Raw genomic sequence first — 12,696 nt, forward strand, 5'->3', positions numbered from 1 at the left:
GGGTGATCCGCGCCGGGCCCTTCGCCATTCCCTGTGAGCCGGTGCTCAGCGGGTGGTGCCGCGCAGCTTGCGCCACGGGGTGAGGGTGAAGATGGCACCGCCGAGCAGCACGGTGGTACCGGCGATCAGGGCGAGCGCCTTCAGCCCGCCGTGGTCACTGGCACCGGTGTCGGCGAGCCCGCCGCTGGTGGCCGAACCGCCGCTGCTGCCCGAACCGCCGCCACCGGAGGTGGAGCCGCCGGAGCCGCTGCCGCCGCCGGTCGAGTCACCGCCGGTGGTGCCGCCGGGCTGGCCGGTGGTGTCCAGCTCCAGCGAGGCGCCGGGGTCCTTGGACGGGGTGCAGGTGGTGGTCGTACCGAGCGCCTTGACCGTCAGCACACCAGGGGTGAGCGTCGACTTGCCGCTCGCGCCCGGCTTGTAGGTGCCGGTGAGGTCCGGGATCTCGATCGGAGCGCCGGACTTGATGGGTTCCTTGTTGGTGGGCCCCGCCACGGCGACGGTGCCCTTGTCCGCACCGCCGACCTTGACGGCCATCGACGGCTTGACCGAATCGGCGGGGATGTCGGCCGGGCTGTCCATCACGGACTTGCCGAACTTCACGGTCAGCTCGAAGTTCCCGCCGCTCTTCTTGGCGTTGATCTGCACCGGGGAGGTCGCGTTCTTGTCGCCGATGGGGGTCTTGCAGGCGTAGGCGACCTGAACCTCCTTACCGGTGTACGAATCGCCACCGCCGCCCCCGCCACCGGTGGTGCCGCTCGTCGTACCACTGGTCGTTCCGCTCGTGGTGCCACTGGTGGTGCCGCTGGTCGTCCCGCTCGTCGTACCACTGGTGGTGCCGCTCGTGGTACCGCTGGTCGTCCCGCTCGTGGTGCCACTCGTCGTACCGCTCGTCGTACCGCTCGTGGTGCCGCCCGGACCGCTGCCGCCGTCCGTCACCTTGATGGTCGCGGCGGCCTTGACGTCCTCCTTCGCCGAGCACTTGGTGTCCGTGGGCAGCGGCTTGCTGACGTTGATGTTGTAGCCGCCGGGCGTCAGCGTCACCTCTCCCGCCTTGGTGAGCTTCAGCTTCCCCTTCATGTCGGAGAGCTTCATCTCACCGCCCTTGGGGATCGCCGGGTTCTCCCGCGGCCCCTCCATGGCCAGTTCGCCGGTCTGGGCGCCGCCCACCGTGAGGGTGCCGGTCGGCAGCACGGTGTCGGCCTCCAGGTCGAGGATGGGCGGGTTCTTGGAGGCGGCCTGCACCGTCTTCCACACCACCTCGACCTCGTCCCCGACCTTCGCCGTCTCCGGTGCCGTCACGGCCACGGTCGTGGTGCCCTCCACCGGGGGCAGCCCCGAGATGGGGGGCGGTAAGCACTCGGTCTGGTACGAGACCTCCGCGCCCTCCGCGCTGCCCGCGCCGAGCAGCACGCCCGCACCGCCGAGCAGCAGCGCGACGGCGGCCGCACTCACTCTTGGTCGCATCTCACGTGGTTCCTTTCGGGGTCGGTCGGATCTCCTCGGTCGGTGCGGAAATCTGGTGGCGCGGCCGGGCCTCCGGCGCGGCGTCCGGGGTGAACCAGGGCAGCGCCGGCGGTGCGCCGTCCGCCGCGGCCGGTCCGGGCGGCGGCGAGGGCGGGAACGGGGGCGGTGGTGGCGCGGTCCGGGCCGTACGGGGCCGTACCTTGTCCACGACGGCCATGCCGATCCGGAAGACCGTCGCCGAGACCACCACGCACAGCAGGATCCAGAAGAGCGTGACGCCCCAGGGCCGCCCCACCGCCCACGGCTGTTCGACGAGCAGCTTGTGGCCGTAGCGCAGTGAGACCATATAGTCGCCATGCGCCCCGGCGGACAGTTCGACGTCCAGCTTGACCTGCGTCTTCTTCCCCGGCTGGAGGGTCCCCCGCCAGCGCTGCTCCTCCCAGGAGGGGGCGAAGACGCCGTGCGAGCTGCCCACCTCGAAGACCGGGTCGCGGGCCGGGGTCGAGCCGAGGTTCCCGACGGTCACCACGAGCTTTCGCCTGGGCGGTGCGCCGAACCAGGTCAGCAGCCCGCTGGAGCCGTCGAGCCGGGCCGAGAGCACGCTCAGCCGCTCGCCCCCGGTCCGCTCCTTCGGCAGCGGCGCGACCGGGTGCCCGGCGACCTTGAACGCCACGTCCGCGGCGGCGGCCTCGCCGGTGACGGTCGCTATATGGATGACACAGGGACAGGGTTTGGGCGGCTCGGACACCGGCAGCTTCTTGGTGAAGGTGCCGTCCTTGCCGACGGTGGCCGCCCTGCCGTCGCCGTTGGCGCAGGAGTTGGTGCCGCCGATCATGTTCTGCCCGCAGATGAGCAGGGTGAGCAGGGCACCCGGCCGCCAGCGGGCGCCGGTCACGGTGACCGTGCCGCCCGTGCCCGCCTCGGCCTTGGAAACCTTCGCGGTCGGGCCCTCGGCCGCCGCGGCGCCGCCCGTAAGGGGCGCGCCGAGGGTGAGGAGGACCAGGGCGAGCACGGTGACCACGGCGGAGGGCCGGGCCGGGGTGCGCGGGTGTCGGCGTGCGTTCACGTGGTCGCTCCTGCCCCTGTGCGCTGCGGTTGCGGCTGCGGATCCGGCTGCGACTGCGGATCCGGCTGCGGCTGCGGTTCCGGCTGCGACTGCGGTTCCGGCTGCGACTGCGGTTCCGGTTCCGGCTGCGATCGCGGTGTGCGGCGTCGGCGGCGTCGTCCGCGCAGCAGCAGCCAGACGCCTCCCCCGGCGCCCGCCAAGGCGGTCGCCACCGGTACGAGCAGCCACCAGGGGACGGCCGTGTATCCGGCGGTCGCCGTGGCGTGCGCGCCCCCGCCCGCGGTGACGGTGAGCGTGACGTCCACCGAGTCGAGGGCGGGCGGGTCCGGCCAGCTCTCGGTGAGCCGGACCCGTTTGCCCGGCGGCAGCTCGACCGGCAGGGTGCGGGGGGCTCGGCGCAGCACCTGGCCGAAGAGCCCGTCGGCGCGTACGGCCAGCCGTGGGGTGAGCACGGTGTTGCCGCGGTTGACGAGGGCGTAGCGGATGGCCGCCCCGCCGCCGTGCTCCCGCACCGTCACGTCCTCGACGGAGAGGGCGGACAGCGTCGCGCCGCTGATCCGCAGCCGCAGCCGGACCGCGACCTCCCGGCCGCCGGAGGAGACCATGACCGCGCCGGGGTGCTCACCGGGCACCGCGTCGGAAGGGACGGTGACGGTGAAGGGGATGTCGGCGCGGGTGCGGGCCGGCACCGTGACCCGACGTTCGGCCGGCGCGATCCGGGCGCCGTCGCCGCCGCGCAGCCGGACGGTGCGGGGGTGCTCGCTCCGGTTGGTGACCGAGAGCTTGTCCTCGAGGACGGCGCCGGGCCCGCCTTCGAGGTAGATGTACGGCCGGTCACCCGCGGCCGGTGCGCCGCCGCCCCCGGCGGCGGGGGCCGCCGACCAGTCGGGCCCGGCGGCGGCCGCCGTGGAGGCCCACGGCAGGGGGCTCACCAGGGAGGCGGCCAGCAGGACCGGCGCCCAGACGCGGACGGCTCGGCGGACGGCGGGACGTACGGCTGCCCGCCCGGCCGGGCGTACGGCTCCCCGGACAGCCGGGCGTACGGCTCCCCGGACAGCCCGGCGTACGGCTGCCCGCCCGGCCGGGCGGATGACGGCATGGACCGCTGCACGGATACGCGACGGCATCGGCGGCTCCTCGGCTGCCGCGCGCGTCAGGGCGTGGGACGCTGACGGCGGGTCAGCCAGAGCGCCCCGGCCACTCCGGCGAGCAGCACCGTGCCGCCGAGGGTGCCGAGCGCGACGGCGGAGTCCGTCGGTCCGGTCTGCGGCAGCTGGTCGTTGCCGGAGCCGCCCTGCGCACCGCCGGATCCGTCCGATCCGCCCGTGCTCGTACCACCCGTACCACCCGTACTGCCCGTACCGCCGGTGGAGCCGGAGTCCCCGCCGCCGCCCGCGGCCTTGACGTCCAGCGTCAGCGAGGGCTTGGGGTTGTTGCCGGGGGTGCAGGTCGTGGTCGTGCCCAGCGCCTTGATGGTGAGCGTGGAGGCGGTGAAGGTGACCTTTCCGCTCTTCTTGGGGGTGTAGGTGCCCGACAGGTCACTGATCTTGATCGGGGTGTTGGCGGGGATGGCCTTGTCGTTGGCCGCGCCCGACACCGAGAGCGTGCCGCTCTCCGCTCCGCCCAGTTTGATGAGCGCGCTGGGGTGCATGGCGCCCTTGCCGAGCTCGACGGGGCTGGAGGAGACGCCCTTCTGGAAGGACATCGTGAGCTTGTAGGAGCCGCCGCTCGCGACGCTCTTGATGTCGATGGGCGATACGGCGCTCTTGTCGCCGATCGGCGTCTTGCACTTGTAGTCGACGTCCACGGTGTCGGCGTGCGCGGCCGGGGCGGTGAGCAGTACCACGGAGCCGGCCAGGGCCGCCGCGAGCGTGAGGGCGCCGCCACGGCCGGCCGCACGGCGTTGGTTGTGGGACACCACGAGATCCCCTCTCGTCAAGCGCCGCAGCCGGATGTAACTGACGGCACATCAGATTGGGCGCTGACGGTACGCCGGGGACCTTGTCATGGGAAGACAAAAAGCACGCCGGATCGGCGTGGGGCGGGGAAGGGTGTGAGTGGGAGCGGGATCGTGGCGCCGGAGCCGTGCTCTTCAGCCCGGCGCGGCGAGTTCGGCCCAGACCGTCTTGCCGGTCCCCTCCACGTTCCGCACGACCCCCCAGTCCAGGCACAGCCGCTGGACGATGAACATGCCATGGCCGCCGGGGCGTCCGGCGCGGTGCGGGGTGCGCGGCGCGGGCGTACCGGTGCCGAGGTCCACGACCTCGAGACGGAGCACTTTGGCGTTGCAGCTGACGCGCAGCTCCTCGGGGCCGTCGGCGTGCAGACAGGCGTTGGTGACCAGTTCGGAGACGACGAGCAGCACATCCTCGGCGGCGGCCCGGTGGTCGGCGGTCACCGCCGGAAGCCACCCCCAGTCGTGCAGCGCCTGGCGGGTGAAGTCGCGGGCGCGCGGCACGGCACCGCTGGCATCGATCAGATGGAGCCTGCGGATCTGACGGATGGGGCCGGCGGTCGGGGGGGCCGGTGGGGAAGCCGAAGCGGCGGGGCCGTCCGGGTCCGGGCCGCGGTCGCCCGGCGGGTACGGCCGGGTGGTGCTCATCAGCGCTTCACCTCACCGATTCACCGATTCAGGGTCAAGGGTTACCTGATCTCTTCAACAGTTTCAGCCTGTCTCCTGCCCGGCCATAGCGTGAGAACACCCACTACTTCCGCCCCATCGATGTGACGCGGGCAACGTCTCGATGACCCATCGATGACACGCCGGAAACAGGAGTGAGCCATGTCACTCGACAAGGGCGGCGTCAAGCGACTCATGCACGGTAAAGACGGCGTCCGCGCCCGTGATCTCGAACACCCGGGCAACGATCGGCAACATTCCGGCCAGGTGGACGCCACCGCCCGCGGCCTCGGCCTTGAGCCGCGCGCCGAGAAGGACATTGAGCCCGGTGGAGTCGCAGAACTCCAGCTTCGAGCAGTCCACCACCAGCCGGACACGTCCGCCCTCCACGCATTTCTCGAGCGGCTCGCGCAGCACCTCTGCGGTGTGGTGGTCCAACTCACCCACCGGCGTGACGACCGCACTCGCCCCGTGGTGCCGAACCTCGACCTGAAGTCGGCCCTTGCTGGCGCTGCCGACCATCCCGCGGTCCATCTGCGCACCTCTTCTGGCGTCTCGTTGCTTTCGATTGCGCGCATCGAACCCTACGCCTTCTACCCGCTGCTCTGGTAGCCGAACATTTCGCATAGTTCGGCAAATATGGACAACGTGGACTTGCCACTTGGTGGCCGATGCAGGTAGGCGTAGAGGGTCACATCCGCTTACGGCCCGGCTTTGGAGGCGCCGCTCACCGGAGCAGCACGTTATGGCACCGGCAGCCATATGCCGAAGAACGATGGAGGAGACTATGTCACCCCGCCTCGACGACACGCGTACCGAACCCTCGGGGAGTACTCGGACCACCGTTTCGTCGGCCCCCCTGCCCGAGCAGTTCACCCCCGACGTTGACGCCCCGGCGACCGTTGGCCATCTCTTCGATGAACTGCCGGAATTGTCTGATCTGCCGGAAATACCGCCTTATGACACGGTAGCACCGGTGGACGCGAGGGCTCTGTCGAAGACCCTCTTCGAACGCCTCGAGGTGCTGGAGGAAGGCACCCACGAGTACGCCTATGTGCGTAACACCCTGGTCGAGCTCAACTTGGCGCTGGTCAAGTTCGCCGCCTCCCGGTTCCGCTCCCGCAGCGAGCCGATGGAGGACATCGTCCAGGTCGGCACCATCGGCCTGATCAAGGCGATCGACCGCTTCGAGACCGGCCGGGGCGTGGAGTTCCCGACCTTCGCGATGCCGACGATCGTCGGTGAGATCAAGCGCTTCTTCCGCGACACCAGTTGGTCGGTGCGCGTGCCGCGGCGCCTCCAGGAGCTCCGTCTCGACCTGGCCAAGGCCGGCGACGAGCTGGCCCAGCGGCTCGACCGCGCCCCCACCGTCAGGGAGTTGGCCGAGCGGCTGGACATCAGCCCGGCCGAGGTCATCGAGGGCATGGCCGCGAGCAACGCGTACACCGCGAGCTCGCTGGACGCCCAGCCGGAGGAGGACGACTCCGAGGGCGCGCTGGCGGACCGGATCGGATACGAGGACCACGGGCTCGAAGGCATCGAGTACGTCGAGTCCTTGAAGCCGCTGATCGCCGATCTGCCTGCCCGCGACCGGAAGATCCTCTCCCTGCGCTTCGTGGCCAATATGACGCAGTCGGAGATCGGTGAGGAGCTGGGTATCTCCCAGATGCATGTCTCGCGGCTGCTGTCGCGCACCCTCCGTCGGCTCCGCAAGGGACTGATGATCGAGGAGTGACGCCTCCGCAGACGGATAAGGGCCCGCCCCCGGATCACCGGGACGGGCCCTTATCCGTGTGCCCCGCGCTTATGTGTCTCTGCCGTTATGCGTCTCTGTCGTTATGTGTCCCTGCCATTATGTGTCTCTGCCGTGCCGTCAGGTCAGGGTGCCCCCGTGCCACACCGCCGAGACCAGGGGCACGCCGGGGCGGTAGGCGAGGTGCACATGGGACGGGGCGTCCAGCAGCGCCAGATCGGCGCGGGCGCCCGGGCTCACCCGGCCCACGTCGGTACGGCGCAGGGCCCGCGCCCCACCGGCCGTCGCGGCCCACACCGCCTCGTCCGGCGTCATCCCCATCTCCCGTACGGCCAGGGCGACGCAGAACGGCATGGAGCTGGTGAAGGACGAGCCCGGGTTGCAGTCCGGGGACAGGGCGACCGTGACGCCCGCGTCGAGCAGCCGGCGCGCGTCCGGATAGGTCGAGCGGGTGGAGAACTCCGCCCCGGGGAGCAGGGTGGCCACCGTCTCCCCCTGGGCCAGCGCGTCGACGTCCTGCTCGGTCAGATGGGTGCAGTGGTCGGCGGAGGCGGCGCCCAGCTCGACCGCCAGTCGCACCCCGGGGCCGTAGGAGAGCTGGTTGGCGTGGACCCGCGGGATCAGCCCGCGCTCCTTGCCCGCGGTCAGGACGGCGCGGGCCTGGTCGCCGTCGAAGGCGCCCTGCTCGCAGAAGACATCGATCCAGCGGGCGTGCGGGGCGCAGGCGTCCAGCATCGGCCCGGTGACCAGATCCACGTACCCGGCCGGGTCGTCGGCGAACTCGGGGGCGACGATATGCGCCCCGAGGAAGGTCACCTCGTCGGTGTGGGCAGCGGCGATGGTCAGGGCACGGGCCTCGTCCTGCGAGGTCAGCCCGTAACCGGACTTGATCTCGACGGTCGTGGTGCCCTGGCGGCGCGCCTCGGCCACATAGCGGCCGACGTTGGCGTGCAGCACGTTGTTCGAGGCGGCGCGGGTGGCGGCCACGGTGGTGCGGATCCCGCCCGCGCTGTACGGGCGGCCGGACATCCGGGCGTTGAACTCCTCGGTCCGGTCGCCCGCGAAGACCAGATGGGAGTGGGAGTCCACAAAGCCCGGAATGGCGGCCCGGCCACCGGCGTCGACCCGGTTGTCGGTGGCGGGTGCTTTGCTGGACTCACCGACCCAGGCGATGCGGTCGCCGTCGATGACGACGGCCGCGTCCCGGATCAGACCGAGGGGGCCTTCACCGAGGGAGGGGTCATTGGTGACCAGAGTGGCGATGTCGGTAATGGCCGTCGTGGGCGTCGCGGTCGTCATCGTGGGGGTGCTCTCCTTCGTCGGCCGTGCCGGTAGCGGCCGGATCACGGTCCGTGCAGGGCTTCGATGGCCTCGGCCAGCGCTTGCGGCACACGCGGGACGAGCTGATGGGCGCCGTCCCGTACGACATGGCGGCCGCCGACCACGGTGTGCCGGACATCCGCGCTGGTCGCCGCGAATACGGCGGTCTCCGCGCCCAGCCGGGGCGGCGGCCCCGCGGTGCGCACCGAGTCCAGCGCGATCGTGGTGAGGTCGGCGAGCGCCCCCACCTCGATCCGGCCCGCCTCCGCGCCCCAGCCGAGCGCCGCATGACCGTCCGCGGTGGCGGCCCGCAGCAGCTGGGCCGCGGTCCAGTGGCCCCGGGCGCGGGTGCGCAGCCGCTCGTCGAGCTCCATGGCGCGGGCCTCCTCCAGGATGTCGATCACGGCATGGCTGTCGCTGCCCAGCGAGAGCGGTGAGCCCGCGCTCTGCAGCTCTACGGCCGGGCCGATCCCGTCGGCGAGGTCACGCTCGGTGGTCGGGCACATACAGACCCCGGTGGCGGCGTGGCCCAGCAGCCGGATGTCGCCCGGGGTGAGATGGGTGGCGTGCACGGCGGTGGTCCGCGGGCCCAGCACCCCGTGGTCGGCGAGCAGCCGGGTGGGGGTGAAGCCGTGTGCCTCCACACAGGCGTCGTTCTCCGCCGTCTGCTCGGAGAGGTGGACGTGCAGCGGCGCCGTCTGCTCGTCGGCCCAGCCGGACACGGTCGCCAGCTGGTCGACGGGGACGGCCCGCACCGAGTGGATCGCCGCGCCGATGCGGGTGTTCCCGTCGGCCTTCAGCCCGGAGACCCGCTCGGCCCAGGCTTCGGCCGTGCCGTCGGAGAAGCGCAGCTGGTGCTCGTTGGGCTCGGCCCCGAAACCGGAGGAGAGATAGCAGGTGTCGAGCAGGGTGATCCGGATACCGGCCTCGGCCGCGGCCGCGATCAGTGCCTCCCCCATCGCGTTGGGGTTGCCGTAGCGGGCGCCGCCGGGTGCGTGGTGGAGGTAGTGGAACTCCCCGACGCAGGTGATCCCGGCCATGGCCATCTCGGCGTAGACGGCACGGGCCAGCTCGAAGTAGCTGTCCGGGGTCAGCCGGTCGGCGACCCCGTACATCACCTCGCGCCAGGTCCAGAAGGAGTCCGGCGCGCCCTTGCGCTGCTGCTGGTCGGCCTGGCCGTTCGCCTCGTCTCCGGTCTCGCCTCCCGGCTCGCCGTTCGCCCGGTCACCCGCCCTGCCGTCCGCCTGGACGACACCGCGCAGGGCCCGGTGGAAGGCGTGGCTGTGGGCGTTGGCCAGGCCGGGGAGCGTCAGACCGCGGAGTGTGACGGACCCGGCCGGTGGCCGCGGACTCCCGGGCACCACCGCCGTGATCCGCCCATTGGCCGCGGCCACGATCACCACGTCCGACCGCACGCCTCCGTCCACCCAGGCGTGCTCCGCCCAGTACGTCTGCGCCGTCAGTGACACGCCAGGCCCTCCAGTACCTCCGCGAGCGCGGCCACACCGGCGAGGCAATCGTCCTCGCCCGCCGTCTCCGCGGGTGAATGCGAGACGCCGGTGGGGTTCCTTACAAACAGCATGGCCGTCGGAACCGACGCGGACAAAATGCCGGCGTCGTGCCCGGCCCCGGTGGGGAGGGTCGGGACGCCGCCGAGCAGGCCCGAGAGCTGGTCACGGAGGTCGTGGGCGAACTCGACGACCGGGGTGAAGGACTCCCGGGTGACCCGGACGTCCACCCCGTCCCGCTGTCCGCGCTCGACCGCGGCGCGCTCGATCTCGCCGACCACGGTGGCCAGGGTCTCCTCGTCGGCGGCGCGCGAGTCCAGCCAGCCGCGGACCAGGCTCGCGATCGCGTTGACCCCGTTGGGCTCGACGCTGACCTTGCCGAAGGTCGCCAGCGCCCCGGCGAGCTTCGCCTTCTTACGGGCCGCGAGGACGGTGTTGGCGTAGGTGAGCATCGGATCGCGGCGGTCCTCGATCCGGGTCGTCCCGGCGTGGTTGGCCTCGCCGTGGAAGTCGAACCGCCAGCGGCCGTGCGGCCAGATCGCGGAGGCGACGCCCACGGGGTCATTTGTGTCGGCGAGGGCGCGCCCCTGCTCGATGTGGAGCTCTACGAACGCGCCGATGCGGGCCAGTCGCTCCGGGTCCGGTCCGATCGCCTCCGGGTCGTATCCGGCGCGTTCCATCGCCTGGGGGAGGCTCAGCCCGTCCGCGTCGCGGAGGGCGTGCGCCTGCGCGACGCTGAGCTGCCCGCTCGTCAGCCGGGAGCCGACGCAGGCCAGCCCGAAGCGGGCGCCCTCCTCGTCGCCGAAGTTGACGATGGCGAGCGGTTTGGTGGGGCGGGCGCCCCGTGCTCGTAGCTCGTCGAGGGCGGCGAAGGAGGAGACGACGCCCAGCGGGCCGTCGAAGGCGCCGCCGTCGGGGACGGAGTCGAGGTGGGAGCCGGTGACGATGGCGTCTCCGGCTTCCGGGTCGCCGAGCCAGGCCCATTGGTTGCCGTTGCGGTCCACGTCGTAGGTGAGGCCGCGGTTTTGGGCTTGTTCCTTGAACCACGTTCTGCAGTCGGCGTCCGCGTCTGTCCATGCGTAGCGGCGGTAGCCGTTTGTCGTTGTGTTGCGGCCGATGGGGGCCAGGTCGCGCCACATGTCGTGGAACGACGCGCTGGTGGTGGGGGGTGCGCCCACTGTGCTCCGAGCCTCCGTTTCGTGCGCGGGTGCGGGCCGGTGGGTGGGTTGTGCCCACCCGTTCCGCCCCGCGGAACGATTGCCCACAACGGTCACTTATCCGTCTCCCTCATGGGGATCCGGACGTTTCGTTCTTCGGCTACCTCGTCCGCTCGGTCGTAGCCTGCGTCCACGTGGCGGATGACGCCCATGCCGGGGTCGTTCGTCAGGACGCGGCGGATCTTCTCGCCCGCCAGCGCCGTGCCGTCGGCGACCGTGACCTGGCCCGCGTGGATCGAGCGGCCCATGCCGACGCCACCGCCGTGGTGGATGGAGACCCAGGAGGCGCCCGAGGCGACGTTGACCATGGCGTTGAGCAGCGGCCAGTCGGCGATCGCGTCCGAGCCGTCCAGCATGGCCTCGGTCTCGCGGTACGGGGAGGCCACCGAGCCGCAGTCCAGGTGGTCGCGGCCGATCGCCAGCGGTGCGGCGAGCGTGCCGTCGGCGACCATCTCGTTGAAGCGCTCGCCCGCCTTGTCGCGCTCGCCGTAGCCGAGCCAGCAGATACGGGCGGGCAGCCCCTGGAAGTGGACCCGCTCCTTCGCCATCTTGATCCAGCGGGCCAGCGACTCATTCTCCGGGAAGAGCTCCAGGATCGCCTTGTCCGTGGCCGCGATGTCCTTCGGGTCGCCGGACAGGGCCGCCCAGCGGAACGGGCCCTTGCCCTCGCAGAAGAGCGGCCGGATGTAGGCGGGGACGAAGCCGGGGAAGGCGAAGGCGCGCTCGAAGCCCGCCAGCTTGGCCTCGCCGCGGATGGAGTTGCCGTAGTCGAAGACCTCGGCGCCCGCGTCCATGAAGCCGACCATGGCCTCGACGTGCCGGGCCATGGACTCGCGCGCCCGCTGGGTGAAGTCGGCGGGCTTCTCGGCGGCGTACGAGGCCATCTCGTCGAAGTCCACGCCGACCGGCAGATACGACAGCGGGTCGTGGGCGCTGGTCTGGTCGGTGACGATGTCGATCGGGGCGTTCATCGCGAGGAGCTGCGGGACCAGCTCGGCCGCGTTCCCCAGCACGCCGATCGACAGGGGGCGCCGGGCGTCCCGGGCCTCGGTCGCGAGCTGGAGCGCGTGGTCCAGGCTGTCGGCGCGGACGTCCAGGTAGCGGTGTTCGATACGGCGCTCGATGGCGCGCGGGTCGCAGTCGACGCAGATCGCGACGCCGTCGTTCATCGTGACCGCCAGCGGCTGGGCGCCGCCCATGCCGCCGAGGCCCGCGGTGAGGGTGATCGTCCCGGCCAGGGTGCCGCCGAACTTCTTCGCGGCGACCGCGGCGAAGGTCTCGTACGTGCCCTGGAGGATGCCCTGGGTGCCGATGTAGATCCAGGAGCCCGCGGTCATCTGGCCGTACATGGTCAGGCCCAGCGCCTCCAGGCGGCGGAACTCCTCCCAGTTGGCCCAGTCGCCGACCAGGTTGGAGTTGGCGATCAGCACCCGCGGCGCCCACTCGTGGGTCTGCATGACGCCCACGGGGCGGCCCGACTGGACCAGCATCGTCTCGTCCTGCTTCAGCGTGCGCAGGGTGCGGACCATGGCATCGAACGAGCGCCAGTCGCGGGCCGCCTTACCGGTGCCGCCGTATACGACGAGCTTGTCCGGGTGCTCGGCGACCTCCGGATCGAGATTGTTCTGCAGCATCCGCAGGGCGGCTTCCTGCTGCCACCCAAGGGCGCTGAGCTCTGCACCACGCGGCGCTCGTACGGGTCGCGGTCCTGTCATGGGCCAAGCCTCCCTGTGCCATCAACTGGTTCG

Annotated in this window: 11 protein-coding genes; 1 reads left to right on the forward strand and 10 read right to left on the reverse strand. The window is 71.6% G+C overall.

The genetic code is table 11. The features are described from left to right. Positions 1 to 45 precede the first annotated feature (45 nt). The 6 genes from JK364_RS47470 to JK364_RS47495 all read right to left on the reverse strand — a co-directional run bounded on the left by JK364_RS47470 (position 46) and on the right by JK364_RS47495 (position 5,684). Positions 46 to 1,464: a hypothetical protein gene (locus JK364_RS47470; protein ID WP_201857668.1), complete on the reverse strand. Its 1,419-nt coding sequence runs from the start codon at positions 1,462 to 1,464 to the stop codon at positions 46 to 48. A gap of 1 nt (position 1,465) precedes the next feature. Next, the gene (locus JK364_RS47475) at positions 1,466 to 2,530 is read right to left on the reverse strand and encodes a hypothetical protein (protein ID WP_201857669.1); all 1,065 of its coding nucleotides are present in this window, start codon (positions 2,528 to 2,530) and stop codon (positions 1,466 to 1,468) included. Next, positions 2,527 to 3,657: a COG1470 family protein gene (locus JK364_RS47480; RefSeq protein ID WP_230993635.1), complete on the reverse strand. Its 1,131-nt coding sequence runs from the start codon at positions 3,655 to 3,657 to the stop codon at positions 2,527 to 2,529. The genes JK364_RS47475 and JK364_RS47480 overlap by 4 nt, the downstream gene beginning before the upstream one ends. A gap of 26 nt (positions 3,658 to 3,683) precedes the next feature. Then, a complete protein-coding gene (locus tag JK364_RS47485) occupies positions 3,684 to 4,448 on the reverse strand; it encodes an LPXTG cell wall anchor domain-containing protein (RefSeq protein WP_201857670.1) in 765 nt (254 codons plus the stop codon). A gap of 174 nt (positions 4,449 to 4,622) precedes the next feature. Next, positions 4,623 to 5,132, reverse strand: a complete 510-nt coding sequence (locus JK364_RS47490; RefSeq protein WP_201857671.1) for an ATP-binding protein — start codon at positions 5,130 to 5,132, stop codon at positions 4,623 to 4,625. Positions 5,133 to 5,315: 183 nt separating this feature from the next. Next, on the reverse strand, positions 5,316 to 5,684 hold the full coding sequence (locus JK364_RS47495; protein ID WP_198280435.1) for an STAS domain-containing protein: 369 nt from the start codon (positions 5,682 to 5,684) through the stop codon (positions 5,316 to 5,318). A gap of 253 nt (positions 5,685 to 5,937) precedes the next feature. Here JK364_RS47495 and JK364_RS47500 point away from each other — a divergent pair, with 253 nt between their 5' ends. Further along, positions 5,938 to 6,885, forward strand: a complete 948-nt coding sequence (locus tag JK364_RS47500; protein WP_201857672.1) for an RNA polymerase sigma factor SigF — start codon at positions 5,938 to 5,940, stop codon at positions 6,883 to 6,885. Positions 6,886 to 7,023: 138 nt separating this feature from the next. Here JK364_RS47500 and hutI read toward each other — a convergent pair whose 3' ends face one another. The 4 genes from hutI to hutU form a co-directional block, all read right to left on the reverse strand. Then, on the reverse strand, positions 7,024 to 8,202 hold the full coding sequence (gene hutI, locus JK364_RS47505) for an imidazolonepropionase (RefSeq protein ID WP_201857673.1): 1,179 nt from the start codon (positions 8,200 to 8,202) through the stop codon (positions 7,024 to 7,026). Positions 8,203 to 8,246: 44 nt separating this feature from the next. After that, positions 8,247 to 9,686, reverse strand: a complete 1,440-nt coding sequence (locus tag JK364_RS47510; protein ID WP_201857723.1) for a formimidoylglutamate deiminase — start codon at positions 9,684 to 9,686, stop codon at positions 8,247 to 8,249. Beyond that, entirely contained in the window at positions 9,683 to 10,870 is a 1,188-nt protein-coding gene (locus JK364_RS47515) for an allantoate amidohydrolase (protein ID WP_201857722.1), read from the reverse strand. The genes JK364_RS47510 and JK364_RS47515 overlap by 4 nt, the downstream gene beginning before the upstream one ends. Before the next feature lie 131 nt (positions 10,871 to 11,001). Further along, the gene (gene hutU / locus JK364_RS47520) at positions 11,002 to 12,663 is read right to left on the reverse strand and encodes a urocanate hydratase (protein ID WP_201857674.1); all 1,662 of its coding nucleotides are present in this window, start codon (positions 12,661 to 12,663) and stop codon (positions 11,002 to 11,004) included. Between the last annotated feature and the right edge of the window lie 33 nt (positions 12,664 to 12,696).

It is taken from the genome of Streptomyces endocoffeicus (assembly GCF_016741935.1).
In the GTDB taxonomy this organism is placed as follows: Bacteria; Actinomycetota; Actinomycetes; order Streptomycetales; family Streptomycetaceae; genus Streptomyces; species Streptomyces endocoffeicus.